The 24,412-nt window shown below is 73.3% G+C and carries 31 protein-coding genes; 12 read left to right on the top strand and 19 right to left on the bottom strand.

The genetic code is table 11. The annotated features are described in order from the left end of the window. Positions 1-137: 137 nt before the first annotated feature. Positions 138-812: a TVP38/TMEM64 family protein gene (locus ACYVLJ_RS13515; protein ID WP_451973353.1), complete on the bottom strand. Its 675-nt coding sequence runs from the start codon at positions 810-812 to the stop codon at positions 138-140. A gap of 69 nt (positions 813-881) precedes the next feature. Between ACYVLJ_RS13515 and ACYVLJ_RS13510 the strand changes: the two genes are divergently transcribed. The 4 genes from ACYVLJ_RS13510 (at position 882) to ACYVLJ_RS13495 (ending at position 4,050) form a co-directional block, all read left to right on the top strand. After that, positions 882-1,898: a DNA polymerase domain-containing protein gene (locus ACYVLJ_RS13510; protein ID WP_460438865.1), complete on the top strand. Its 1,017-nt coding sequence runs from the start codon at positions 882-884 to the stop codon at positions 1,896-1,898. Positions 1,899-2,194: 296 nt separating this feature from the next. After that, entirely contained in the window at positions 2,195-2,587 is a 393-nt protein-coding gene (locus tag ACYVLJ_RS13505) for a DUF6221 family protein (protein ID WP_451973349.1), read from the top strand. Positions 2,588-2,635: 48 nt separating this feature from the next. Continuing rightward, a complete protein-coding gene (locus tag ACYVLJ_RS13500; RefSeq protein WP_460438864.1) occupies positions 2,636-3,619 on the top strand; it encodes an LLM class flavin-dependent oxidoreductase in 984 nt (327 codons plus the stop codon). 212 nt (positions 3,620-3,831) lie between these two features. Continuing rightward, positions 3,832-4,050: a S1 RNA-binding domain-containing protein gene (locus ACYVLJ_RS13495; RefSeq protein WP_451973345.1), complete on the top strand. Its 219-nt coding sequence runs from the start codon at positions 3,832-3,834 to the stop codon at positions 4,048-4,050. Positions 4,051-4,080: 30 nt separating this feature from the next. Here ACYVLJ_RS13495 and ACYVLJ_RS13490 read toward each other — a convergent pair whose 3' ends face one another. From ACYVLJ_RS13490 to ACYVLJ_RS13480, 3 genes are read right to left on the bottom strand one after another with little or no spacing between them, the layout of a single operon-like run. Further along, positions 4,081-4,587: an AAA family ATPase gene (locus ACYVLJ_RS13490; protein ID WP_460438863.1), complete on the bottom strand. Its 507-nt coding sequence runs from the start codon at positions 4,585-4,587 to the stop codon at positions 4,081-4,083. Further along, complete coding sequence (locus ACYVLJ_RS13485; protein ID WP_460438862.1) at positions 4,584-5,240, bottom strand: maleylpyruvate isomerase N-terminal domain-containing protein; 657 nt, start codon at positions 5,238-5,240, stop codon at positions 4,584-4,586. Before ACYVLJ_RS13485 ends, ACYVLJ_RS13490 begins: the two co-directional genes overlap by 4 nt. Before the next feature lie 19 nt (positions 5,241-5,259). Next, on the bottom strand, positions 5,260-6,813 hold the full coding sequence (locus tag ACYVLJ_RS13480) for a PucR family transcriptional regulator (protein WP_460438861.1): 1,554 nt from the start codon (positions 6,811-6,813) through the stop codon (positions 5,260-5,262). A 116-nt stretch (positions 6,814-6,929) separates the two neighbouring features. On the opposite strand from ACYVLJ_RS13480, the gene pruA reads away from it, so the two are divergent. Both pruA and ACYVLJ_RS13470 read left to right on the top strand, forming a co-directional pair. After that, a complete protein-coding gene (gene pruA / locus ACYVLJ_RS13475) occupies positions 6,930-8,558 on the top strand; it encodes an L-glutamate gamma-semialdehyde dehydrogenase (protein WP_451973335.1) in 1,629 nt (542 codons plus the stop codon). Between the two features lie 13 nt (positions 8,559-8,571). Continuing rightward, positions 8,572-9,501, top strand: a complete 930-nt coding sequence (locus tag ACYVLJ_RS13470; protein ID WP_451973333.1) for a proline dehydrogenase family protein — start codon at positions 8,572-8,574, stop codon at positions 9,499-9,501. Positions 9,502-9,563: 62 nt separating this feature from the next. Here the strand turns inward: ACYVLJ_RS13470 and ACYVLJ_RS13465 are convergent, their stop codons facing one another. Continuing rightward, a complete protein-coding gene (locus tag ACYVLJ_RS13465; RefSeq protein WP_451973331.1) occupies positions 9,564-9,938 on the bottom strand; it encodes a thioredoxin family protein in 375 nt (124 codons plus the stop codon). An 85-nt stretch (positions 9,939-10,023) separates the two neighbouring features. Between ACYVLJ_RS13465 and ACYVLJ_RS13460 the strand changes: the two genes are divergently transcribed. Then, a complete protein-coding gene (locus ACYVLJ_RS13460; protein ID WP_329049452.1) occupies positions 10,024-10,266 on the top strand; it encodes a DUF2630 family protein in 243 nt (80 codons plus the stop codon). Positions 10,267-10,405: 139 nt separating this feature from the next. Here the strand turns inward: ACYVLJ_RS13460 and ACYVLJ_RS13455 are convergent, their stop codons facing one another. The 11 genes from ACYVLJ_RS13455 to ACYVLJ_RS13405 form a co-directional block, all read right to left on the bottom strand. Then, complete coding sequence (locus ACYVLJ_RS13455; RefSeq protein ID WP_460438860.1) at positions 10,406-11,953, bottom strand: alpha/beta hydrolase; 1,548 nt, start codon at positions 11,951-11,953, stop codon at positions 10,406-10,408. 70 nt (positions 11,954-12,023) lie between these two features. Next, on the bottom strand, positions 12,024-13,103 hold the full coding sequence (locus ACYVLJ_RS13450) for an ATP-dependent DNA ligase (RefSeq protein WP_451975241.1): 1,080 nt from the start codon (positions 13,101-13,103) through the stop codon (positions 12,024-12,026). Positions 13,104-13,129: 26 nt separating this feature from the next. After that, positions 13,130-13,729: an alkaline shock response membrane anchor protein AmaP gene (locus ACYVLJ_RS13445; protein ID WP_460438859.1), complete on the bottom strand. Its 600-nt coding sequence runs from the start codon at positions 13,727-13,729 to the stop codon at positions 13,130-13,132. Beyond that, positions 13,726-14,262: an Asp23/Gls24 family envelope stress response protein gene (locus tag ACYVLJ_RS13440; protein ID WP_460438858.1), complete on the bottom strand. Its 537-nt coding sequence runs from the start codon at positions 14,260-14,262 to the stop codon at positions 13,726-13,728. Before ACYVLJ_RS13440 ends, ACYVLJ_RS13445 begins: the two co-directional genes overlap by 4 nt. A gap of 2 nt (positions 14,263-14,264) precedes the next feature. Beyond that, a complete protein-coding gene (locus ACYVLJ_RS13435; RefSeq protein WP_460438857.1) occupies positions 14,265-14,615 on the bottom strand; it encodes an Asp23/Gls24 family envelope stress response protein in 351 nt (116 codons plus the stop codon). Continuing rightward, positions 14,612-14,788, bottom strand: a complete 177-nt coding sequence (locus ACYVLJ_RS13430; protein WP_013224542.1) for a hypothetical protein — start codon at positions 14,786-14,788, stop codon at positions 14,612-14,614. The genes ACYVLJ_RS13435 and ACYVLJ_RS13430 overlap by 4 nt, the downstream gene beginning before the upstream one ends. A gap of 32 nt (positions 14,789-14,820) precedes the next feature. After that, complete coding sequence (locus ACYVLJ_RS13425) at positions 14,821-15,048, bottom strand: hypothetical protein (protein ID WP_460438856.1); 228 nt, start codon at positions 15,046-15,048, stop codon at positions 14,821-14,823. Then, positions 15,045-15,482 carry an Asp23/Gls24 family envelope stress response protein gene (locus ACYVLJ_RS13420; protein ID WP_451975255.1) on the bottom strand — a complete coding sequence of 146 codons (438 nt, stop codon included), beginning with the start codon at positions 15,480-15,482 and terminating at the stop codon, positions 15,045-15,047. The genes ACYVLJ_RS13425 and ACYVLJ_RS13420 overlap by 4 nt, the downstream gene beginning before the upstream one ends. Positions 15,483-15,572: 90 nt before the next feature. Next, positions 15,573-15,986 (bottom strand): Asp23/Gls24 family envelope stress response protein, encoded by a 414-nt coding sequence (locus tag ACYVLJ_RS13415; RefSeq protein WP_460438855.1) that lies wholly within the window; start codon positions 15,984-15,986, stop codon positions 15,573-15,575. Then, the gene (locus ACYVLJ_RS13410; RefSeq protein WP_460438854.1) at positions 15,986-16,540 is read right to left on the bottom strand and encodes an RNA polymerase sigma factor; all 555 of its coding nucleotides are present in this window, start codon (positions 16,538-16,540) and stop codon (positions 15,986-15,988) included. The genes ACYVLJ_RS13415 and ACYVLJ_RS13410 overlap by 1 nt, the downstream gene beginning before the upstream one ends. After that, positions 16,537-17,274: a pyrimidine reductase family protein gene (locus ACYVLJ_RS13405; RefSeq protein ID WP_451975264.1), complete on the bottom strand. Its 738-nt coding sequence runs from the start codon at positions 17,272-17,274 to the stop codon at positions 16,537-16,539. Before ACYVLJ_RS13405 ends, ACYVLJ_RS13410 begins: the two co-directional genes overlap by 4 nt. Before the next feature lie 89 nt (positions 17,275-17,363). Here ACYVLJ_RS13405 and zapE point away from each other — a divergent pair, with 89 nt between their 5' ends. Then, positions 17,364-18,383, top strand: coding sequence for a cell division protein ZapE (gene zapE / locus ACYVLJ_RS13400; RefSeq protein WP_460438853.1), 1,020 nt, complete (start codon positions 17,364-17,366; stop codon positions 18,381-18,383). Here the strand turns inward: zapE and ACYVLJ_RS13395 are convergent. Further along, complete coding sequence (locus tag ACYVLJ_RS13395; RefSeq protein WP_451976156.1) at positions 18,337-18,888, bottom strand: phosphatase PAP2 family protein; 552 nt, start codon at positions 18,886-18,888, stop codon at positions 18,337-18,339. The genes zapE and ACYVLJ_RS13395 overlap by 47 nt on opposite strands. A gap of 81 nt (positions 18,889-18,969) precedes the next feature. Between ACYVLJ_RS13395 and ACYVLJ_RS13390 the strand changes: the two genes are divergently transcribed. Further along, on the top strand, positions 18,970-19,848 hold the full coding sequence (locus ACYVLJ_RS13390) for an FAD-dependent oxidoreductase (protein WP_460438852.1): 879 nt from the start codon (positions 18,970-18,972) through the stop codon (positions 19,846-19,848). A gap of 81 nt (positions 19,849-19,929) precedes the next feature. Here the strand turns inward: ACYVLJ_RS13390 and ACYVLJ_RS13385 are convergent, their stop codons facing one another. Both ACYVLJ_RS13385 and rocD read right to left on the bottom strand, forming a co-directional pair. Next, entirely contained in the window at positions 19,930-21,279 is a 1,350-nt protein-coding gene (locus tag ACYVLJ_RS13385; RefSeq protein WP_460438851.1) for a DUF2252 domain-containing protein, read from the bottom strand. Between the two features lie 91 nt (positions 21,280-21,370). Next, a complete protein-coding gene (rocD, locus tag ACYVLJ_RS13380; protein ID WP_451975276.1) occupies positions 21,371-22,603 on the bottom strand; it encodes an ornithine--oxo-acid transaminase in 1,233 nt (410 codons plus the stop codon). Between the two features lie 144 nt (positions 22,604-22,747). Between rocD and ACYVLJ_RS13375 the strand changes: the two genes are divergently transcribed. The 3 genes from ACYVLJ_RS13375 to ACYVLJ_RS13365 are packed head-to-tail and all read left to right on the top strand — an operon-like array spanning position 22,748 to position 24,404. Continuing rightward, positions 22,748-23,068, top strand: coding sequence for an ArsR/SmtB family transcription factor (locus ACYVLJ_RS13375; RefSeq protein WP_451975279.1), 321 nt, complete (start codon positions 22,748-22,750; stop codon positions 23,066-23,068). Continuing rightward, entirely contained in the window at positions 23,065-23,532 is a 468-nt protein-coding gene (locus ACYVLJ_RS13370; protein WP_451975282.1) for an SRPBCC family protein, read from the top strand. The genes ACYVLJ_RS13375 and ACYVLJ_RS13370 overlap by 4 nt, the downstream gene beginning before the upstream one ends. A 17-nt stretch (positions 23,533-23,549) precedes the next feature. Then, the gene (locus tag ACYVLJ_RS13365; protein WP_460438850.1) at positions 23,550-24,404 is read left to right on the top strand and encodes a polyphosphate kinase 2 family protein; all 855 of its coding nucleotides are present in this window, start codon (positions 23,550-23,552) and stop codon (positions 24,402-24,404) included. Positions 24,405-24,412: the final 8 nt, after the last annotated feature.

The raw sequence follows: 24,412 nt of genomic DNA, 5'->3' as shown, positions 1-24,412 counted from the left end.
GTAGTGCCCCGCGATCAGCTGACCGGTGTCGATGGCGACTGCTCCTGACGAAATTCCCGGTGATTGGTGGCCCTGCTCAGCGCGTTTCCGCTTCGCGCACCCGATCGAGTGTAGCGGTCGGCCGTGTGCTGTTCGCGTCAGCCAGCCGGTCGGGCGGGCTCCGGTTCGGGGACCGGTGCCGCCGGTGCCCGTTTCTTGAACACCTTGACCAGCCCGATCGCTCCGGCCAGCGCGAACACGCCGTAACAGACGAGCAGCGCGGGCGGCGTGTCGCCGGTGAGCGCGTCGCCGAGGACGACCACGGCGACGGTGCCGGGCACGCTGCCCAGCAGCGTACCGGCCAGGTACGGGCCGAGCCGCACCGAGGACACCCCGCAGAGGTAGCTGAACGGCGCGAACGGCACGACCGGGATCAGCCGCAGCGAGGTGACCGCCAGGACACCGCCGCCGGAGAGGCGGTCGTTGACCGTCTTCACGGCCGAGCGGTGCAGGTGCCGGGTGACCAGGTCGCGGCCGAGCAGGCGCGCCAGGCCGAACGACAGGCCGGCCGCGATGGTGGTGGCGACCAGGCCGATGGCGATCCCGGCCGCGGTGCCGACCAGCAGGCCGGCGGCCAGGTTGAACACCGTGCGCGGGATCGGCGCGACGGTGAGGAGGGAGTACGCGACGAGCAGCACGAGCGGGGTGGCCGGGCCGGTGGCCGCCGCCCACGCGCGCAGGTCGGCCGGACCGGGGATCGGCAGGAGCACCGCGGCCGCCACGAAGAGGGCGAGCACGGCGAGCGCGACGATCAGCTTGGTGCGGCCGGACACCCGCTCCAGCCTACAGACGACGGCACGTCGCCGGACGACGGCGGGCGCGATCGCCGCTAGGTTGGCCGCATGCCCAAGCACGGTGACCCGGTCGAGTACGAGGTGGGCGGGCGCACGGTCCGCGTCTCGAGCCCGGACAAGGTGTACTTCCCCCAGCGCGGCATCACGAAGCGGCAGGTCGTCGAGCACTACATCACCGTCGGCGGACCGCTGCTGCGCGCGATCGGCGAGCGGCCGACGACGCTGAAGCGCTACGTCGACGGCGTCGAAGGGGAGTGGTTCTACGCCAAGCGCGTGCCGAAGGGCGCGCCGGACTGGCTCGAGACCGCCGAGATCACGTTCCCGTCGGGCCGCAAGGCCGCCGAAGTCTGCCCGACCGAGCCCGCCGTGTTCGCGTGGGCGGCGAACCTGGGCACGTTCGACTTCCACCCGTGGCCGGTCCGCCGCGCGGACGTGGACCACCCGGACGAGCTCCGCATCGACGTCGACCCGCCGGACCGCGCCGGGTTCGCCGACGCGGTCGAGGTCGCCCTGGTGGTCCGCGAAGTGCTGGCGGACGCCGGCCTGACGGGCTACCCGAAGACGTCCGGGGGCCGCGGGGTGCACGTGCTGGTGCGGCTCCGGCCGGAGTGGGACTTCGTCGACGTCCGCCACGCGGTGATCGCGCTCGGCCGCGAGGTCGAGCGGCGCGTCCCGGACAAGGCGACGATCGCGTGGTGGAAGGAGGAGCGCGGCGGCCGCGTCTTCCTGGACTACAACCAGGCGGCCCGCGACCGGACGGTGGCCTCGAGCTGGTCGGTCCGCGGCACCCCGCGCGCGACGGTGTCGACGCCGCTGACGTGGGACCTGCTGCCCGAGGTCGACGCGGACGACTTCGACGTGCTGACGATCCCGGAGTTCCTCGCCGAGCACGGCGACCTGCACGCCCCGATGGACGCGGAGGCGTTCGGCCTGGAGAAGGCGCTGGAGTGGTACGACCGCGACCTGCGCGACCACGGGCTCGGGGACATGCCGTACCCGCCGGACTACCCGAAGATGCCGGGCGAGCCCAAGCGGGTCCAGCCGAGCAAGGCCCGCAACGACTGAAACGGACCGCGTCACTCAGCGGCACCGGAATGCCCGTGATCGACACGAGCTGTAATGGACGCCACAGCCGTGCCGAGCGTCACCGGCCGGTCCGAAAACGCCCGAATACGCGCTCGTGCAATGCGCGGCGTAAACCCGGAGTGAGCGATCAAGCGCGTGCTGTCGCCTTTCGGGTCACGAATGCCGCACGGCCGCCGCCGGGATCACGATCTTCGGCTTCGAGCGCGTAACGTGCGGTCCCGAATCGACGACTCCCCGGGGACATGTCCCGGGGGCGAGTCCGAGGGAGGCCGTGCGTGGACGACCTGATCGCATTCCTCGCCGCGCGGGTGGGTGCCCGGCAGGCGATGATCATGCAGGCCGTCAACAAGTCGAAGGCCGGCGACGCGATGAACCGCGGCGAGACGAAGGTCGCCGTGGAACAGAAGATCCGCGGGCTGACCGACCTCGACCTCGACGCGGTCAACCAGATGATCAACGAGATCGAGGCGACGCGGCGGATCCTGCTCGCGCACCGCACCACGGTGTCGGAGAAGGTGCCCGGTTTTCCGCTCTACGGCAGCGAATACTGGTGTGAGACCTGCCACGTGCCCGCCGACGAGGCCGGCTCCAACTGGTGCCTCACGCTGCGCCTGCTGGCCCTGCCCTACACCGACCACCCGGACTACAGCGAGCGCTGGCGCCCCTGACGGGAATCCCGTCCCGCGCCGGGCGTTGCACCCGGGGTGAGGTTCTCCGTGCTCGACCGTTCGCCCGTGCGGCGCGGCGGCGGGACCGCGCAGGCGCTGCGGGACACCGTCGGCTTCGCCGCCGATGTCGAACGGCTGGGCTACCGCCGGTTCTGGGTGTCCGAGCACCACGGCGTGCCCGGCGTCGCCGGGTCCGCGCCGACCGTGCTGGCCGCCGCCGTCGCGAGTGCGACGTCGCGGATCCGCGTCGGCACCGGCGGGGTGATGTTGCCGAACCACCGCCCGCTGGTCGTCGCGGAGCAGTTCGGTGTCCTGGAAGCCCTGTACCCGGGCCGGATCGACGTGGGGCTGGGACGGTCGGTCGGCTTCACCGCGGGCGTCCGCGAAGCACTCGGCCACGGCAAGGAAGCCGCCGACGACTTCGGCGCGCAGATCCGGGAGCTGCTCGGGTTCTTCACCGGCTCGTCCCCGTACCCCGGGGTGCACGCCTACCCGGCCGAAGGGCTGCGCGTGCCGCCGTTCCTGCTGGCCACCGGGTCCGGCGCGGACCTCGCCGCGGAGCTCGGGCTGCCGCTGGTGATCGCGCCGGTGCGCGGCGAACGCGCGCTGGCCGAAGCCGTGACGCGCTACCGCGACGGCTTCCGGCCTTCGGAGTGGGCGAGCGAGCCGTACGTCGTGGTGTCGTCGGCGATCGCCGTGGCGGACTCGGCGGCCGACGCGCGCCGGCTCCTCGTTTCCGAGGCGTGGGCGACGGTCTACTCGCGCTCCCACGGCGTCTTCCCGCCCCTGGACCCGCCCGCGGAAGTCTTGGCGCGGCCGATGACCGACCGCGAGCGCCGCCGGCTCGACGAGACCCTGGCCGGTCAGATCTCCGGCACGCCGTCCGAAGTGGAGGGCCGGCTCGGGACGCTCGTCGAGGCCGCGGGGGCCGACGAAGTCCTCGTGACGACCGCGGCGTACGACCAATCCGCGCGCCTCGATTCTTTCGCGGCGCTCGCCGATCTCGCAGGGCTTCGCGTCCCCATTTCGTGATTCGACACCGAATTGCCGACCTACCCGGTGGGAATATTACGGTGCACATTTCCCCGGCCGCCGGGTACGGTTTCCGGGTGACTGCCGGGTCGGCCTCGAGCCGTGAGCAGACGGGGTACCCGGCCGAGCCGTGACCTCCGGGCGGGCCCGTGGCCCGCCGCCTCCGCACGTACTTCCGTCATCGGGACGTGCGCGGGAAGGAGGTGAATCGCATGTCCGATTTCTCGGAGTTCGTCGCGGCCCACGCCGAGGGCGGGGTGCTCGACGGCGTCGTGGCGCGGGTGCTGCCCTTCGGCGCGTTCGTCGAAGTCGCCCCCGGCGTCCACGGGCTGCTGGTGACCGAAGCCGCCCCGGAGCCGGGAACCCGGCTGAGCGTCCGCATCGACCGCGTCGACGTGGAACGCCGCCGGTTCAGCCTGGTCAGGGCGTGAGGTGAGCCGGGTGAGGCAGGGCGCCCTGCCTCACCCGAGCACCGCCGCGGCGATCTCCGCCGCCACTTCGGCGGCCGGCTTCTCGTGCGTGTCGACCACGGTCGCGGACCGGCGCAGCCACGGCAGGGCCTCGCCGTAGCGCTCGATGTGGTCGAGCCGCCATTGCCGGGCCACGGTGTCTTCGGAGCCGTCGATCCGGCGGCGCAGCTCGTCAGGCGAGGCGTGCAGGACGAAGTGCTTCACGGCGATGCCGCGCGTGGCCAGGCCGTCGAAGATCTCGCTCGCGTACGCCTCGACGAGGACGGTCTGCGGGATCACCAGGGTGCCCGCGTGCTCGTGGATCCGCGCGGTGTTCTCGACGACCAGCTGCCGCCACAGCGGCAGGTGCTGGAAGTCGCCGGCGGGCTCGGGGAACGCCGTGCGCAGCAGGTAGCCGACGAACTCCGTGTCGAACGTGCGGGCGGCCAGCAACGCCGCCAGTGCGCGCGCGGTCGTCGTCTTGCCCGCGCCGAACGTGCCGTTCAGCCAGACGATCACCCGAGCACGAACGGCAGCCGTGCGGCCAGGTCGCCCAAAGCCTCGCGCTCGTCGTCCGTGGGAGCACGACGGCCCGTCGCGACCAGCAGTGCGTCCGTGTCCGAGAACGACTCCGGGAACGCCTGGCCCGCGATCTTCTCCAGCGTCTCCCGGGTCCGCGCGAGTCCCTCCGCGGGCGGACCCGGCACCGACGTCACGTGCGCCACCAGGTCCAGGTGGTGCAGCGTCCACTCCAGCACGTACGCCGCCAGGTAGTCGCCCGCCGTGAGGACCATGTCCTGCGTCGACACCCGCGTGGCCGGGTCGGCCAGGTCCGCCGCCCGGCCCGCCGCCGCGCCGACGTCGTCCAGGTGGAACTTCAGCAGCGCCGGATCCTCGTAGGCCGCCGCGAGCCGGACGATCAGGGCGTCCAGGGGGTCTTCGCCCGAGGGGAGCGTGTCGGCGAGGGCCCAGTACGTCACCGAGTCGTGCGTCACGGCCGAAGAAGCCGGCGTGACCAGCGTGATCAGGACGTCCTGCGCGTCGATCACCAGGTGGCACACCAGATCCCGGACCAGCCAGCCCCGGCAGCCCGACGGCTTGGCGAACTCCGGGGAAGGCAAGGACGCGACCGCGGCGCGCAACGCCGCCCACGTGCGCGAAAAGAGATCCACCACGGCGAAGCTAGCAGGGTCAGAGCCTCAGCTGCAGCTGAGTGAGGATGCGCTGCGCGGGGTCGTCGAAGTCCACACCGGACACTTCGGCGGCCCGCCGGACGCGGTAGCGCACGGTGTTGGGGTGGATGTTCAGCGCGCGGGCCGCCGCCCGGACGTCGCCGAACGCGTCCAGCCAGGCCAGCACCGCCGGCACCAGGATGCCGCCGTGCTCGGCGTCGTGCTCGGTCAGGGCCGTCAGCCGCGGGTCGCGGATGCGCGGCTGCCCGCCCAGGAACGCCAGGACCTCCGAGAGCAGCACCTCCGCGCGGACGTCGGCCAGGGACGCGACGTCGGCGGGCCAGTGCCCGCGGGCCATCGCGGCCAGGACGCGGTCGGCGTCCCCGCGGGAGGCGGCCGCGTCCGACAGCCGGGGCACGACGCCGCCGAGGGCCGCCCGCACCGGGACGTCCAGGTGCCGCCGGGCCGTGCCGGCGATCTCGCGGGCCAGGGCCAGCACCGCCGCGTCCGAATGCTCGGGCAGGTCCGGCAGCAGCGCGTAGACGCGGCCGCCGACCACGCTCACCAGCGCGCTGCGCCGGTAGGCCGCGGTGTGGACGGCGATCAGGTGCACCAGCTCGGCCCGCCGCAGCTGCCGGTTGTCCGGGCGGTCCAGGGAAAACGCCAGCACCTGCGCCGGCCGGGACGGGTCCGCGCCGATGTCGTCGGCGACGCTCTCGGCGTCCAGCCGCCCTTCGAGCAGGCTCGCCAGGAGGTCTTCGCGCAGCCGCAGCTCGGGACTGGGCAGCGTGCGCGCGCGGATCAGCTGGGGTGCCAGGGCTCGGCTCGCGCCCAGCAGGGCCGTCTCGGCGCGTTCGGTGAGCGGCTGGGTGCCCTCCTGGACCCAGATCGTGCCGAGCGGCTGCTTGCCCGCGTGGATGCCCGCCGCGATGCGCCGGCGGATGCCCAGCTCGGGCCGCTCGTCGATGCGCACGATCCCCTCGCCGGCGCGAAGCCGCTGGTAGACGCCCCATTCGCGCAACATCGCGAGGTAGCGTTCCGGGCCTTCGCGGCCGAGGATCGACAGCCGGCGCAGCTCGTCGACCTCGTCGCCCGCGCGCGAGTAGGCCAGCACGCGGTTGGCCGTGTCCTCGATGCTGACCAGGCCGCCGGTGAGCGTCGCGATGGTCTGGGCCAGGGCGAACAGGTCGCCGAGGACCTCGCCGCTGGCGGCCTCGCCGCCCGCGCGGGCCGCCTCGACGACGCCGCGGGCCAACGACTCGACCTGCTCCCAGCGGGCCTCCGCGCCGACGGTCAGCAGCGCGACACCCGCGTCCGCGGCGACGTCCGCGCCCGTCGCGCCCTTGACCGCCACCGCGGCCGCCCCGCCGCGCCCGGCCGCCCGGATCGCGGGCGCCGCCGCCCGGCCGCGGGCGCCGATCACCAGCACCAGGTCGCCGGGAGAGGCTTCGAGGGGGTCTTCGGGGTCGAGGATGACGACGTCGTCGACCGGGACGCCGAGGCCGTGCGGGGCCACGACGACCTCCACCAAGGGCTCGCCGAGCGTCGCCAGCACGTGCCGCAGCGAGGTCATCGTCGAGTTATCCGATCGGCCAAGATCATACGGGCGATTTTAGCCGCTCGAACAAGCCGCTGGGCGGTGTCCGGAGTTACCGTTCGGGCATCCAGCCGGAAAGCAGAGGAGCCGCCGTGGACGCCGTGACCCAGACCCCCGCCCCGAAGAACGAGCCGGTGCTGACGTACGCGCCGGGCAGCGCCGAGCGCGCCGAACTCGAGGGTGCGCTCAAGCGGCTGGGCCAGGCGGAACCGATCGACCTGACCGTCACCGTCGGCGGCGAGCAGCGCCCCGGTGGCGGCGAGAAGATCGACGTCGTCCAGCCGCACAACCACCAGCACGTGCTGGGCACCATCCACAGCGCCACGCAGCAGGACGCCACCGACGCCATCGCGGCGGCCGCGAAGGCCGCGCCGGAGTGGCGCGCGCTGTCCTACGACGACCGCGCCGCCATCCTGCTGCGCGCCGCCGACCTGCTCACCGGCAAGTGGCGCGCCACGCTCAACGCCGCCACCATGCTCGGCCAGTCCAAGACCGCGACCCAGGCCGAGATCGACTCCGCCTGCGAGCTCGCCGACTTCTGGCGCTTCAACGTCGAGTTCGGCCGCCGCGTCCTCACCGAGCAGCCGATCAGCTCGCCCGGCGTGTGGAACCGGATGGAGCACCGCCCGCTGGAGGGCTTCGTCTACGCGATCACGCCGTTCAACTTCACCGCGATCGCCGGCAACCTGCCGACCGCGCCCGCGCTGATGGGCAACACGGTGCTGTGGAAGCCGTCGCCGACGCAGTCGTTCGCCGCGCACCTGACGATGCGGCTGCTGGAAGAGGCGGGCATGCCGCCGGGCGTCATCAACCTGCTGCCGGGTGACGGCAAGGCCGTCTCCGAGGTCGCCCTGACCCACCGCGACCTGGCCGGCATCCACTTCACCGGCTCGACCGCGACGTTCCAGCACCTGTGGAGCACGGTCGGCGCGAACATCGCGGGCTACCGCTCCTACCCGCGGCTGGTCGGCGAGACCGGCGGCAAGGACTTCGTCCTGGCGCACCCGTCGGCCGACCTCGACGTCCTGCGCACCGCGCTCGTCCGCGGCGCTTTCGAGTACCAGGGCCAGAAGTGCTCCGCCGCTTCGCGCGCGTACGTCCCGCGCAGCCTGTGGAACCAGCTTAAGGACGGCCTGGTCGCCGAGACCGAGGCGCTGTCCTACGGCGACGTCACCGACCTGTCGCACTTCGGCGGCGCGGTGATCGACGCGCGTGCGTTCGCCAAGCACACCGCGCTGTTCGAGCGCGTCGCGTCCGACGACTCGGTCGAGGTGCTCACCGGCGGCACGGCCGACGACAGCGTCGGCTACTTCGTCAAGCCGACGATCCTGGTGTCGGACAACCCGAAGCACGAGATCTTCTCGACCGAGTACTTCGGCCCGATCCTCTCGATCCACGTCTACGACGATGCCGACTTCGACGCCGTGCTCAAGCTCGTCGACGAGACGGCCGCGTACGCGCTGACCGGCGCGGTCATCGCCAACGACCGCGCGGCCGTGGCGAAGGCGTCCGAGGCGCTGCGGTTCGCCGCGGGCAACTTCTACGTCAACGACAAGCCGACCGGTGCCGTCGTCGGCCAGCAGCCCTTCGGTGGCGCGCGGGCCTCGGGCACCAACGACAAGGCGGGCTCGATCTTCAACCTGCAGCGCTGGACCAGCCCGCGCTCGGTGAAGGAGACGTTCGTGCCGCCGACCTCCGTGCGCTACCCGCACCAGGGCTGAGAGGGAGACCGTCATGTTGCGTGCCCCGCTGCTCGCCGCCGCCCGGTCGCGGCGCATCCGAGCGCTCGTGGAAGCCGTGCCCGCCACGCGATCCGTGGTGCGCCGGTTCGTCGCCGGGTCCGAGACCGCCGACGCCGTCCGTGTCGCCCGGGAACTGGCCGCGGACGGCCGCCGGATCACCCTCGACCACCTGGGCGAGGACACCACGGACGCCGCGCAGGCCGCGTCGACCGTCGCGGCCTACGAAGCCGTGCTGTCGGCGCTGGCGGCCGAAGGGCTGGCCGAGGGCGCGGACGTCTCGGTGAAGCTGTCGGCGGTCGGGCAGTTCCTGCCGTCGAACGGCGAGGACGTCGCCTTGGAGAACGCGCGGAAGATCTGCGCGGCGGCCGAGGCGGTCGGCGCGACCGTGACGCTCGACATGGAGGACCACACCACCACGGACTCGACGCTCGGCATCCTGCGCGAGCTGCGCGGCGAGTACCCGTGGGCCGGCGCGGTGCTGCAGGCGTACCTGCACCGGACCGAGGCGGACTGCCGCGCGTTGGCGGGCCCGGGCTCCCGGGTCCGGCTGTGCAAGGGCGCGTACGCCGAGCCGGAGTCGGTGGCGTTCCAGGAGAAGTCCGAAGTGGACAAGTCGTACGTCCGCTGCCTGCGCGTCCTGATGGCGGGCCAGGGCTACCCGATGGTGGCTTCGCACGACCCGCGGATGATCGAGATCGCCGGCGCGCTGGCGATCGAGAACGGGCGCAAGGACGACGACCACGAGTTCCAGATGCTCTACGGCATCCGGCCGGAGGAGCAGGCGCGGATCGCGGGTGCGGGCTCGCGCATGCGCGTCTACGTGCCCTACGGCGACGAGTGGTACGGCTACTTCATGCGGCGGCTGGCCGAGCGTCCGGCGAACCTCGCGTTCTTCCTGCGCGGACTCGCGACCCGGTCCTGAACCACGACGAAGGCCGCCCCGGTTGCCCGGGGCGGCCTTCGCTGCTTCGTGGTGGGAAGTCGTCAGGCCTGTTCGGCGGCCTCGGCCTCGGCGGCCTTGCGCTTGACCTCGTCCATGTCGACCTCGCGAGCCTGCTTGATGAGCTCTTCGAGGGCGGGCTCGGGCAGCGCGCCCGGCTGGGCGTAGATCAGCGTCCTGTCGCGGATGATGGCCAGCGTCGGGATGGAGCGGACGTCGAAGGCGGCGGCGAGCTGCTGCTGCGCTTCGGTGTCGACGCTCGCGAACACGAGGTCGTCGTGCTTCTCGGACGCCTTTTCGTACACCGGCGCGAACTGGCGGCACGGCCCGCACCAGCTCGCCCAGAAGTCGATCAGGACGAACTCGTTGTCGTTCACGGTCTGGTCGAAGTTCTCGGCGGTCAGCTCCACGGTGCTCATGCCCAGGTCAACGACGCGGGCGCGGCGGGAATTCCCGGGGCCGGGGTAGCGTCTGCACGAGCACAACCGGCACGAGGAGGAAACGATGGCCGACGGCGAGATCCTGGGCCGCATCGACGAGCTGATCGCGGAGGAGCACGAACTCCGGTCGCGCTCGGTGGGCGTGGGCCTGAACGGCGGCGACAAGGATCGCCTCACCGCGGTCGAGCAGCAGCTCGACCAGTGCTGGGACCTGCTCCGGCAGCGGCGCGCGAAAACGGAGTTCCACGAGAACCCGGACGACGCGGCGGCCCGCCCGGTCTCCGAGGTGGAGTCCTACCGCCAGTAAGGCGTGCGCCAAGAGGCATCACGCGTGTCTGGAGAGGCATCACGCGTGATTGGACGGGCATCGGCGTGATGCCCCTTCAATCACACGTGATGCCTCCTCAAGCACGTGTGATGCCTCTCTGATCACGTGTGATGCCCCCTCAGGCGGGGCAGAGGGTGCCGTCGGCGGGGATTTTGCCGTCGATCAGGAAGGCGCGGGCCGCGTCGGTGACGCAGGGTGACGTGCCGACTGCGCCGTGGCCTGCGCCCTGCCACGTGATCGTGACGGCCGAGGGCATCTGGTCGGCCGCGCGGGTGCTGCCGACCTGCGGGGTCACCGGGTCGGTCGCGGTGGCCGCGACCAGGATCGGCGGGACGCCCTGCGCGCCCGGCGCCGGCAGCGGCTCGGTCCGCACCGGCCACGGCCCGCACCACGCCAGCTGCTGCGCGACGACCGCGCCGAACTGGGGGTACTTCGCCCGCATCCCGGCCGCGACCTGGTCGAGCTGGTCGGCCGAGAGCCGCGTCTGGCTGTCGTTGCAGCGGGTCGCGATGGCGGCGTCGAGCCGTGACGGCTGGGCGCGCGTGTCGTGCAGCACCGGCGCGGCGAACGCGGCCAGCGGCGCGATGTCCCCCGACCGGGCCGCCGCGATCGCGTCCGCCAGCTCCGGCCAGCGCGAACGCTGCGTGAGTCCCGAGTAGACGGCGAACATCGCGACGCCCGGGCCGAACACGACGCCGTCGTCGGTCGTCGGCGGCGTGCTCCGCAGCCGGTCGGCGAGCGCCGCCAGGGCCGCCTTCGGGTCGCCGAGGGCGCAGCCGCGGGCCGCGCAGTCGGAGCCGAAGGCGTCCAACGTGGACTGCGCGCCGGCGGCGACCGCGTCGAGCACCGCCGCGGTGTCGGCGCCCGGGTCGGGGACGCCGTCGAGGACCAGCCGGCCGACCTGGCCGGGGAAGCGGACGGCGTACTCGGAGAGCACCTTCGAGCCGTCGCCGCGGCCGAGCGCGTCGAGCTTCTCCATGCCCAGTGCCTTGCGCAGCTCGTCGAGGTCGCCCGCGGTCCGCCAGCTGTCGAGCGCGGTCTGGGAGTCGTCCAGCTCGATCGCGCACTGCTGACCGGCCTTGCGCGCCGCGTCGAGGACGCCCTGCAGGTCGCCCTGCGCCGGGTCGGCTTCGATCAGGTCCGGCCGGATCTCGGGGGGCACGCACTGGACGGCGCCCGAGAGCCCGGTGCCCCGCCGGTCGAGGCCGATCAGCGAGAACTTCTCCAGGAACGCCGGCGGCAGCGTGGCGGCCAGCCGCGCGGCGTAGACCGTGCCCGGTTCGCCGTCGACGTCGTTGACCACGACCAGCGGCACCGGCCCGGTCCCGACCTTCACCGCCAGCAGCCGCACCACCGACCGGCGGGCCTCGCCGGGCGCGTCGAGCGCCGCGGTGACCCGGGCGCAGGTGAAGTGCAGGGTGTCCGGGACGCCGGGGGTGCCGATGCGCTGCCGGGTGTCGTCGTCGCAGTCGGCCCACTTCAGCGACGGCGACTGCGGTTCGCCCAGCGGCGGCAGCGGCACCGACGGCGTTCCGGTCGGGGTGGCGGCCGTCGACTTGCCGTCGTTCTCGACCAGGGCCGGCCGGACCGACGGCCCCGCGGCGCAGCCCGCGGTGGAGGCCAGGGCGAGCAGCGCGACCAGGAGACGGGTACGGCGGCGGCGCACGGGCGAGGTCCTCACGTCGATCAAGGGCAGCAGCACGGTCGAGCTTCGCACGGCCGGTGTGGGACGCGGGTTAGCGGGTCCGCACCACTTGGCCGCGGAACACGGCGTCGAGGTCGTAGCGGGCCGGCTCGTCGAGCTGGCTGTAGTCGCACGACGCGGGCTCGCGGTCGGGCCGCCAGCGCTTGAACCGCGCGTTGTGCCGGAACCGCGACGGCATCCCGCCTTCGGTGTTCTCGTAGGCCACTTCGACGACGCGCTCGGGCCGCAGCGGCACCCATTCGTGCTCGGTGGCGCGCCAGCGCGTGATGCCGCCCGGGATGCGCTGGCCCTCGCCCTTCGCGAGGCCGCCCCACGGGTGGTCCTCGCCGTCGGTGATGAGCGGCGCCAGCTCTTCGGCGAGCTCGCGGCGGCGCTCCTTCGGGAACGACCCGACGGTCCCGACGTGGTGCAGCACGCCGTCCTCGTCGTGCAGGCCGAGCAGGAACGAGCCGACGAGGTCGCCCGGGCCGCCGTCGACGTGCCAGCGCAGCCCGGCCAGCACGCAGTCGGCCGTGCGGACGTGCTTGTACTTGAGCATCACGCGCTTGCCGGGCGTGTACGGCTCGTCGAGGGGCTTGCCGATGACGCCGTCGAGGCCCGCGCCCTCGAACAGCTCGAACCAGTGCCGCGCGGTGTCCGGTTCGGTGGTGGCCGGGGTCAGCGCGAAGCGGTCGCCGGCCAGTTCGGCGAGCCGCTCGCGGCGCACCGTCGTCGGCAGGTCGAGCACCGACTCGTCGCCGAGGGCCAGCAGGTCGAAGGCGACGAACTCGGCGGGCTGTTCGGCCGCCAGCAGCGTGATGCGGCTTTCGGCGGGGTGGATCCGCTCGGTGAGCGCGTCGAAGTCGAGCCGGCCGCCGCGCGCGACGACGAGCTCGCCGTCCAGCACGACCCGCGGCGGCAGCGTCTCCAGCAGCCGGGAGACGGCCTCGGGGAAGTACCGGTTGAGCGGCTTTTCCGCGCGGGACTGCAGGTACAGCTCGTCGCCGTCGCGGAAGACGATGCAGCGGAAGCCGTCCCACTTCGGCTCGAACAGCAGGCCGCCGGAGTCCGGGATGGCCTTCGCGGGCTTGGCGAGCATCGGCTTCAGCGGCGGCTGCAGCGGTAGGGGCATGCCCGCATTCTGCGGAACCCGGCCGCTCAGCGCACGCGTTTCGGCCGGGTCGTGTCGAGCTCGAGGCGGACGGCGGTGGGCAGGACGTCCAGGCCGAGCGCCTCGCGGGCCCTGGTCAGCACGCGGCCGTCGAGGTCCGCCCAGACGCTCTTGAGGTCGGTGCCCTCGTGCAGCCACAGCGTGATGCGCAAGGCGGGAGACGTCCGCGAGCCGACCGCGCGCACCCGGGCCCGGCTGACGCCGGCGAGCTGCTCCGCGTCGGCCTGGACCGCGCCCGAGATCGCGGCGGCGGTGACGACCAGCTCGGCGCCTTCTTCGCGGTCGAGGTCCAGGTCGGGCCGCGGTTCCGGGCGCAGCGCGCGGACCGTGCCCCGCAGGCCGAGCACGAGCAGCAGGACGCCGAGCACGATCGCGGCGATCCGCGCGGGCGTGGCGTGCGCGCCGAGCCACTCGACGGCCAGCGGGTCGAGCAGCGGACGGCGGCCGCGGAACTCGCCGAGCACGCCGAAGCCGACCACCAGGGCCATGGCCCCGCCGAGCAGGGCGAGCAGCCCGACGAGGAACGTCAGCGTGCGTTCGCCCGCGTACGACCGGGAAAGCGCCTTCGCGGCGACGGTCCTGCTCATCGGCGGTCCTTGGGGGAGTCGACGACGACCGAGACCTTCGGCCGCCGCACCAGCGGGACGTCGTCGAGCAGCGCCGACACGGTTTCGAGCAGCCGCGGCCGCAGCTCGCCCTCGGTCTCGAGGGTGCTCTTGGCGCGGACGCGGATCTTGCGGGCGCTCGCGGTGACCGTAGCGCCGGCGACGTTGTCCTGCGCGCGGACGGTGAGCCCGACCAGCCGGGCCAGCGACCGCGGCGACGTCGAGACGCTCACTTCGGCGGCCGGGTCGGTGAGCCGGATGGCGCGGTTCCCGGCGGTGAGCGCGCACAGCAGCAGCACCAGGCCCGCGGCGGCGAGCACCCCGGCGCCGAGGCGCACCGCGTAGGCGTCCCAGCCCAGTGACGCGAGTTCGGCCTGCCAGCGCGGCCACGGCACCAGCAGCGGCCCCGAGCCCGGGCGCCACCAGTGCCAGCCGACTTCGAGGGCGAGCACCGCCCCGGCGGCCGCGAAAGCCAGGGCCAGCAGGGTGGCCAGGAGGCGGACGAAGAGGCGCACGGCTACCGCACCCTCGGCGGCACGTCCGGCAGCAGCGCGGACACCGTCACGGCCAGGGTGCGCACGTGGTAGCCCGTGAGCTGCTCGACTTCTTCGGTGACCTTCTCCCGCACGACGCCGACGACGGTGCGCACCGGCACGGGGTACTGCAGGGCCAGGTCCAGCGCGAGGTCGACGTCGTTGTCGACGCCGCCGACCTTCGCCTTCGCGCCGTTCTTGGCGGCGTGCGAGGTGCCCGGGACCTGGTCGGCGGCGTGCTGCGCGACCTTGCGCACCACCGCGTGCCCGACGGTGAGCGTGCCGCGCTCGGCCGGTTCGGCGAGCTCGCGCGGCACGTCCAGGACGCGGCTCACTTGTCGCGGCCCTTGCCGAAGAGCTCGCCGAGGTCGAGCTCGCCGTCGAGGACCCGGCCGGCGACCAGGCCGATGATGCCGACGGCCAGGGTCACCAGGAACGCCGTGAACCCCTGGGTCGCGGCCAGGCCGAGGATCAGCCCGGCCAGGAGCCCGGTCTGCGTTGCGTTCACATGTCCTCCTTGGACGGTACGGAAAGGTGCGGTCACCGCACCCGGGGTGCGCGGCGGCGGAAGCGGGCGAAGAAGCGGCGGCGCCGCCGGCGGGCGACGAAGGTGATCGGAGCGTCGAAGCGGGAGTCCACATCGGACCCGGCGCGGAACCGGGCCATGCCTTCGGCGAACACGTCCGGGTCGCCGCCGACGTCCGGGTGGTGCGCGCGCACGAACGCCCGGAAGGCCGCGCGGCCTTCCGGGTCGTCGCGCCCGGTCACTCCACCCGCGTCGATTCCGGTTCCTCCTCGCCCGGCAGGTGGATGTCGTTCACGGCGATGTTGACCTCGATCACCTCGAGGCCGGTGATCTGCTCGACCGCGGTGATCACGTTGCGCCGCACCGCGCGGGCGACGTCGGCGATGCGGGCGCCGTACTCGACGATCACGTCGAGGTCGATCGCGGTCTGCTTCTCGCCGACCTCCACCGCCACGCCGGTGGTGCTGACCGTGCCGGAGCCGGGGATCCGCTCGCGCAGCGCGCCGATCGCGCGGGACACCCCGCCGCCGCCCAGCGCGTGCACGCCGGCGACCTCGCGGGTGGCCAGGCCGGCCACCTTCTGCACGACCAGCGACGAGATCGTGGTGCGGCCGGCGGCGCCTTCCTCGTTGAGCGGGGTCACGGTGCCGGGGCTCTCGGTCCGTTCCGGGTGCATGCGTGCGGGCTCCTCTCGCGGGGGTCTCTCGCCCTTACGATGCCCGGGAGGACGGAACCCTCACGCAACCTCACCCGATCGGGGGAGTGGTCAGCCGGGGTGGACGTCGATGACGTGCACGTTCACCGTCGTCGCGGTCCCGAGCTGACGGGACAGCTCGCCGGTGATCTCCCGCCGCAGCCCCTCGGCGGCCGCGTCGGCGGCGACGCCGAACCGGACCGACACCAGCACCTGCACGGCGTCGTCCTCGAGGGCGACGGCCGAAACCCGCACCCCGTCGGGTGCCCGCTCGGCGGCGATCGCCGACGCGAGCCGCACGACGACGTTTTCGGTCACGCTCAGGCGGCCTTCCCCGCCGGGCACCTCGACCGCCGTCCGGCGGCCGCGCGCGACGGCCCGCAGCACGCGTTCGACCAGGCCGGGCGGCGTCGGCACCCGGCGGCGGGCGGCCGCGCGCACGGCGTCCCAGCGGGGGTCCCGCTCCGGGTCCTGTTCCGGTGCCATCACCGCTCCCTCAACTCGGCGAGCAGGGCCACCCTGGCGCGGTGCAGCCGGGAGCGCAAGGCGCCGACGTTCACGTCGAGCACTTCCGCGACCTCTTCGTAGCTCAAACCCTCCAGTTCGCGCAGCACCAGCGGCACCCGCTGGGACACCTCCAGACGGCCGATCGCGCGCAGCACGGCGTCGACCTCCTCGGCCCGCACGACCCGGCCTTCGGGGCCGGGGACCGCCGCGGCGAGCAGTGCGGTGTCCACAGTGGACCGGTCGGCCGGCTCGTCGAGGGAGACCGTGGGCCGTCGCCGCCGCAGCAGCGCCAGCGCGCTGTTGGTGACCACGCGATAGAGCCAGGTCGACACCGCGGACTCCTGCCGGAACGCGCCGAGCGCGCGCCACGCGGCGAGCCACGAATCCTGGACGACGTCCTCGGCTTCGGCCGCGCTGCCGGTGATCCGCAGCGCGACGCGGTACATCCGCGGGGTGTGCCGGCGCACCAGCGCGCCGAACGCGGCGTCGTCCCCGGCCGCGGCGCGCGTGACCAGTTCGGCGTCCTCGGTCACCCGGCGCCCCGGCGGTAGCGCAGCAGGGTGAAGCCGTCCTCGACCAGGATCGACGCCAGTGCGAGCCGCCGCGGCACGGCGCCGGGCCCCACGGCGACGCGCGACGCCGGCCCGGCCACGAGCAGCGGCGCGACGGTGAGGCACAGCTGGTCGACGAGGTCGGCGGCGATCAGCTGGCCGAACAGCCGCGCCCCGCCTTCGCAGGCGACCCGGCGCAGGCCGCGGGCGGCCAGCAGGTCCAGCGCGCGGCGGACGTCGACCTCGGTGTCCCCGGCCCGCAGGATCTCCGCGCCCGCGGCTTCGAGGTGGCCGGTCGCCGCGGTCTCCGTGGTGACCACGATCGGGGGCACGACGGTTTCGGTGAACAGCCGCGACGCCGGGTCGAGGTCGGCGGTGCGGGTCACGACGGCGATCGGCGGCACGCCGGCGAACCCCAGCCGGCGACGGCGCTCGAGGCGTTTCGGGCCCGCGAGCACCCCGCGGTAGTCCTCGGCGCGAGCGGTCCCGGCACCGACCAGGATGACGTCGGCGAGGTCGCGCCCGAGCAGGAACACCCGGCGGTCGGCGGCGTGGGACAGGCCCGCCGAGGTGGTGTCGACCTCGACGGCGCCGTCGGCGGAAGCGACGAAGTTGACCTGCACCCACGGCCGGTCGAGATCCGCCGGGTAGGCGTAGATCCCTTCGAGGTCTTCCCCGGTCAGCTCGCCCGTCGAAGAGGGCCACACACTCCGCACGCGACAATCCCAGCACGGGCGTGAAGTGCGTCTCGACCGGGGGACATCGCCACCCGACGGGGCGAGCCGCGCCGTTAGGCTCTGCGACCATGCCCGCGCACCTCACCGACCGCCGTCCCGAGCTGTCCGCCGACGAGCTGATCGGCGCGCTGGTGCCGCCGCCGCGCTTCGACGCGGTCCGGTTCGGGACCTACCTCCCGAACCCGGACGAGCCGAGCCAGGCCGCCGCGGTCGAGGCGTGCTCGGCGTTCGCGGCCAAGGTGGGCCCGCGCAAGGAGAAGAAGCGCTTCAAGCTCTTCGGCGGGTCGCCGGAGCCGGCCGGGCCGATGGGCCTCTACCTCGACGGCGGGTTCGGCGTCGGCAAGACCCACCTGCTCGCCTCGACGTGGCACGCGGCGCCCTCGCCCAAGGCGTACGGCACCTTCGTCGAGCTGACCCACCTGGTCGGCGCGCTGGGCTTCGCCGAGGCCGTCCGGCGGCTGTCGGAGCACCGGATCCTCGCCATCGACGAGTTCGAGCTGGACGACCCGGGCGACACGACGCTGGTCACGCGGCTGCTGCAGGAGCTGATGGACGCGGGCGTGTACGTCGCGGCGACGTCGAACACGCTGCCGGAGAAGCTCGGCGAGGGCCGGTTCGCCGCCGAGGACTTCCTGCGCGAGATCCAGTCCCTGTCGGCGCGGTTCGGCGTAGTGCGCGTCGACGGCCCGGACTACCGCCACCGCGGCCTGCCGGACGCGCCGCCGCCGGTCACGCCCGAGGCGCTGGAGGCGTCGGCCGCCGCGCACGAAGGGTCCACTGTGGACGACTTCGACGCGCTGTGCGCGCACCTGGCCGAGCTGCACCCCTCGCGTTACGGGCGGCTGCTCGACGGCGTCACCCGCGTGCACCTGCGCGGCGTCCACCCGGCACCGGACCAGAACGTGGCGCTGCGGCTGGTCGCGTTCGCCGACCGGCTCTACGACCGCGCGATCCCGGTCGTCGTCTCGGGCGAGCCGCTGCCGTCGCTGTTCACCGAGGAGATGGTGAGCGGCGGCTACCGCAAGAAGTACCTGCGCGCGGTCAGCCGGCTGACCGCGCTGGCTCGGGACGCGGCACCGACCACGTGAGCAGCACGACGGCGACCGCGAAGAGCGTCCCGCCGGCGACGTCGGTGAGGTAGTGGTAGCCGAGGCCGACCAGCCCGGTCGTCGCGGCCACCAGGGCCAGTGCGGCGAGCACGACGACGACCACCCGGCGCGTCACGAGCACGAGGACCGTCAGCACGGCGACCAGGCTCACCGTGTGCCCGCTCGGGTAGACGAGCGTGTCGTTCTTCCAGCGGTCGTAGAGCGGCTTCAGCACCCAGCCGGTCAGCGCGATCGCCAGCAGCGGCGCGGCGAGCGCCAGCACGGCGTCGACCCGCCGCCCCGCGCGCAGGCACAGGACGACGGCCAGGAGGGCCAGCGCGGCCACGACGTACGGCTCGGTCGGGAAGACCAGCGCGGTCAGGACACCCGGGCCCAGGTGCGCCGTCCACCCGGCGACGACGGCGTCGAGCGCCCCGGGCGTGCTCCCGCCCGCGAACGGCAGCCCCAGCAGCAGCGCGAGCAGCCCGCAGACCGCGGCCGGCACCCGGATCGTCCTCACCCGCGCGAGGGTAGCCGGGGCGGAGCGAAGCGGCCGTCTGCGACGATGCGAAGGGAGGAGGAACAGATGCGCATCACGGTGGCGGGGGCCGGGATCATCGGCCTGAGCTGCGCGTACCGGCTGGCCGGTGCGGGACACGACGTGACGGTCGTCGCGGAGGCCGGTCCGGGGGAGTCGACGTCGGCGGTGGCGGGCGGGGTGCTGTACCCGCCGGTGCGCCGCCCGGACAAGCGGATCGTCCGCTGGACCGCCGAGACCCTGAAGGTGCTGCGGGAGCAGGAGGCGCCGGGCGTGCGCTTCCGCCGCGGCCGGGTCCTGCTGGCTTCGGGGGAGCCGGAGCCGCAGTGGCTGCCGGCGATGGTCGACCCGGTCCGCGACGGCGGCGACCTGGTGTTCACGACGGCCCTGGTCGACACGCCGGTGTACCTGGAGTGGTTGCTCACGCAGGTGATCGCGCTCGGCGTGCGCGTCGAGTACCGGCCGCTGACGACGTTGTCGGGCCTCGGCGTCGTGGTCAACGCGGCGGGCCTCGGCGCGGGCCGCCTGGCGGGCGACGGCTCGATGGTCCCGATCGGCGGCCAGGTCGTGCACCTGACCGACCCGGGCCTGACGGAGTTCGTGGTCGACGAGACGGGCCCGGGCGTCACGTACGTCATCCCGCACGGCGGCCACGTGGTCTGCGGCGGCACGGAGGAGCCGGGCCGCGCCGACGTCGAGCCGAACCCGGGCGTGACGAAGGACATCGTGCGCCGGTGCCGCGAGCTGGTGCCGGCGTTGGCGGGGGCGGAGGTCCTGCGGTCGGTGGTGGGCCTGCGGCCGTTCCGCCCGATCGTGCGGCTGGAGCGGGTGGGCGACGTCGTGCACTGCTACGGCCACGGGGGTTCGGGGATCACCTTGGCCTGGGGCTGCGCGGCCGACGTCGTCGACCTGCTCACGGCCGGATGAGTTCCGTGATTCCCCGCTGCTTCGGGTAGTTCGCGTCCCCGGCCCGCTGCCTCCTCCGGGCTCGGCCCGGTTCCGGTCCGGTCAGTTCGCCGAGAAGGCGGCGTGGTCGGCTTCCGTCCGGTCGGCGTACCGCACGGCGTACGCGCCCATGGATTCGTCGAGGTCTTCGTCGTCGGCGAAGTAGCCGGCGAGCAGCTTCGGGTGCAGCGACCGCGTGTGGGCGCGGGCGAGCAGCGCGCCCGCGAGCCTGCCGTAGTCGTCGAGGTGGTCCTTCTCCAGCTCCGCCGGGTCGATGTCGCCCTTGAGGTTCCGGAACTGGCGGACGATGAACGGGACGCCGTCGATGGTCGTCCAGCCGAGCAGGATGTCGGTCTCGGCCTGGACGAGCCGGGCGCCGTCGACGATCCGCTGCCCTTCGTGCCCGGCCGGTTCGAGGTCCAGGTACGGCGCGAGGGCGGGCCGCTGGGCCTGTTTCACCTGCAGCACGAGGTCTTCGTCGTCGTTGCCGTGCAGCAGGGCGACGTAGCTGCGCAGCCCGACGCTGCCCGTGCCGACCACCCGGAAGGCGACGTCGGCGAGCCGGTACCGGCCGAGCAGCGTCCGCCGCGACTCCCGCAGGGTGTCCACATAGGACACCAGCCCGGCGGCGACGGCGTCGGCGGTCCGCTCGCCGACGTGCGTCAGCACCGGCGGGTCCTCGACGAACCGGTGCCGCTCCAGGCCGGTCTCGTGGTCGTCGACGCGCTCGGTCCACTTCGCGGCGACCTTCGCGCTGGTGTTCTTGCGGGCCTTCTCGGCGGCGTCGGCGAAGTCGTCGATCAGCTCGTCCGCGCGGGCCTTCGACAGCACCGAGGAGTCCGGCAGGGCGTTCCACGAGCGCAGGAACGGCAGGTCGGCCAGCGCGCGGATGGTCCGCCGGTAGGACTTCACGGCGTCTTCGGCGGCTTCGCGGCACCCGGACTCGCCGATGCCGCCCTCGCGGCCGGCGAGCACGAGGCTGGCGGCGAGCCGCTTGAGGTCCCACTCCCACGGGCCCGGCACGGTCTCGTCGAAGTCGTTGATGTCCATCACGATCTTGCCTTCGGGCGTGCCGTAGAGCCCGAAGTTGGCGGCGTGCGCGTCGCCGCAGAGCTGCGCGGTCAGCCCGGACGACGGAGTACCGGCGAGGTCGGCGCCCATCAGCCCGGCGGCACCGCGGAAGAACGTGAACGGCGACGCGAGCATCCGCTCCCGGCGCAGTGCGACCAGGTCCGGGAGCCGTCCTCGGTTGGAGGCCTCGAAGTACTGCTTCGCGCTCGGCCGGTCTTCGGCGGCGGCCTCGTGGTCGTGCGCGGTGAGCGGCGTCTTCTCCCGCAGCCGCTTCCCCCGCTCGTACAGCTCGGCCGGGGTGACGCTGTCGGTGCCCACGAGCGGGCGCTCCCCTGATCCCATACCGGGCACAACGTCCGAAGGGGACGTTCTGCTCCCGTTGTGCTCCGGATGCCGCCGGGGCGGGAGGCTCACCCGGCGGCATCCGGACGTCTCAGGGGCGGATGACCTCGGCGATCGCGTCGATGCCGCGGTCCAGCTCCTCGCGCGTGATCACCAGCGGCGGCGCGACGCGCAGCGTGCGCTCGTGCGTCTCCTTGCACAGCACGCCCCGTGCGGCCAGCGCCTCCGACGCCTCGCGGCCCGACGGCCCGCCCGGCGCGATGTCGATGCCGGCCCAGAGCCCGCGGCCGCGGACCTCGGACAGGCCGCCGCCGATCAGCGACTCCAGCCGCGTCCGCAGGTGGGCGCCCAGCTCCGTCGAGCGCCGCTGGAACTCGCCGGTGGCCAGCAGGCGGATCACGGCGCGCCCGACCGCGCAGGCCAGCGGGTTGCCGCCGAAGGTCGAGCCGTGCTCACCCGGCTTCAGCACGCCCAGGACGTCGCGGCGGCCGACCACCGCGGACACCGGCAGGATGCCGCCGCCGAGGGCCTTGCCGAGGGTGTAGACGTCGGCGCGGACGCCTTCGTGGTCCAGCGCCAGCACGGTGCCGGTGCGGGCCAGCCCGGACTGGATCTCGTCGGCGATCAGCAGCACGCCGTGGGAGTCGCAGGCCGCGCGGACATCGGCGAAGTAGCCCTCCGGCGGCACGATGACGCCGGCCTCGCCCTGCACCGGCTCCAGCAGCACGGCGGCCGTGCGCGGGGTGATCGCGTCGCGCAGCGCGGCCGCGTCGCCGTACTTGACCGTGACGAAGCCCGGCGTGAACGGGCCGAAGTCGGCGCGCGCGGTCTCGTCGGTCGAGAACGACACGATGGTCGTGGTCCGACCGTGGAAGTTGGAGCCGGCGACGATGATCTCGGCGGTGCCGTCCGGGACGCCCTTGACCTGGTGGGCCCACTTGCGCGCGACCTTGACGGCCGACTCGACGGCCTCGGCGCCCGAGTTCATCGGCAGCACCAGCTCGGTGCCGGTCAGCTCGGCCAGCTCCCGGCAGAACAGGCCCAGCTGGTCGTGGTGGAACGCCCGCGACGTCAGCGTGACGCGGCCGAGCTGCTCGACCGCGGCGGCGACCAGGTCCGGGTGGCGGTGGCCGAAGTTCAGCGCCGAGTAGCCGGACAGGAAGTCCAGGTAGGACCGGCCTTCGACGTCGGTCACGGAAGCGCCGGACGCTTCGGCGATCACAACGGGCAGCGGGTGGTAGTTGTGCGTGCTCCACCGCTCGTCGAGCTCGATGAAGCTCGCGGCGGTCGGGGCGGCGGCCTCCCGGCCGGCGAACGTCGTCATGCGTTCAGGTTAAAGGCAGAAGACGCAGAGTTCAGCCGGGAATCGTTGCTTTCACCCGTCGTTCGTTGCGCAATACCCGGCCGATACCCCCGAAACGATGCACGACGGTTGACGGGCATATTGGTAAGCCGTAACTTACGGTTCGTGGCGACTTACGGAAGCGACCAGCTGGCCGCGCTGGCCGACCCGTCGCGGCGCGCGATCGTCGAAGCGCTCCGCGACGGGCCGCGCGCGGTCGGGGAGCTGGCCGCGCACCTGCCGATCAGCCGCCCGGCCGTCTCCCAGCACCTCAAGGTGCTCAAGGAGGCCGGCCTGGTCGCGGACCGGGCCGAGGGCACGAAGCGGCTCTACCGCCTCGAGCCCGACGGCATCGCCGCGGTGCGCGCCTACCTCGACCGGATGTGGTCGGACGCGCTTCGCTCCTTCGCCGAACTAGCCGAATCCACCGAAGAGGAGCAGCCATGACCCTCGAACCGATCCGCAAGACGATCACCGTCGCGTGCTCGCGCGAGCACGCGTTCAAGACCTACACGGAGGCCTTCGACAGCTGGTGGCCGCGCGAGCACCACCTGGGCGACGCCGACCTCGCCGAAGCCGTCATGGAGCCGAAGCAGGGCGGCCGCTGGTACGAGAAGACCGTCGACGGCGCCGAGTGCCAGTGGGGCGAGGTGCTCGTCTGGGAGCCACCCGCCCGGGTGGTCCTGTCGTGGCGGATCGACGGCGACTGGAAGGTCGACCCGGACCCCGCGCACGCCAGCGAGATCGAGGTCCGGTTCGTCGAAGAGGGCCCGGGAGCGACGCGCGTCGAGCTGGAGCACCGGGCCTTCGAACGGCACGGTGCCACGGCGCGGAAGGTCCGCGACGGCGTCTCCACCGACGGAGGACACGGCGGCCTGCTGAAACTGTTCGCCGAGAAAGCCGCCGCCTGAGTCGTTATCGTCTCCGGATGGCCAAAAAGGAAACGACGGGAAGCCGGGTCCGGACCGCGCTGCGCGTCGGCGCGGAGCTGCCGGACCCGGGGTCGGCCCCGATCGGCCCCGGCAAGAAGCCCAAGGCCCTCGCCAAGCTGGACGACGCCGGCGCGCGGCTGTCCCGGCTGCAGGAGGCGCTCTACGCCGAGGGCGTCGGCGGCGGCTCCCGCAGCCTGCTGCTGGTGCTGCAGGGCATGGACACCTCCGGCAAGGGCGGCACGGTCTCGCACGTGCTCGGCCTGGTCAACCCGATGGGTGTCCGCTACGCGGGGTTCAAGGCGCCGACGCCCGCCGAGCGCCGGCACCACTACCTCTGGCGCATCCGCAAGCAGCTGCCCGGCCCGGGCCAGATCGGCGTGTTCGACCGCTCGCACTACGAGGACATCCTGGTCCCGCGCGTGACCGGGCTGCTCACGGCGACCGAGCGCCGCCGCCGCTACGCCGAGATCAACGCCTTCGAGAAGGAGCTGGCCGACGCGGGCACGACCGTCGTCAAGGTGTTCCTGCACATCTCGCCGGAGGAGCAGCTCAAGCGGCTGAAGGCCCGGCTGGAGACGCCCGAGAAGCACTGGAAGTACAACCCGGGCGACCTCGAGGCGCGCGCGCACTGGCCGGCGTACCAGGAGGCCTACGCCGACATCTTCAAGAAGACCTCGACCGGCCACGCGCCGTGGCACGTCGTGCCCGCCGACCACAAGTGGTACCGGAACTGGGCCGTCGCCGAACTGCTCATCGAGACCCTCACCGAGCTCAAGCCGGAGTTCCCCGAGCCGGGCTTCGACGTCGCCGAGGAGCTGGCGAAGCTGAAGGGTGTTGGCGTCCCCGCGTGATCGTCTGA

It is taken from the genome of Amycolatopsis stemonae (assembly GCF_054781455.1).
The sequence above is the reverse complement of the archived record's forward strand: the minus strand, read 5'-3'. Positions and strand labels throughout refer to the sequence as shown.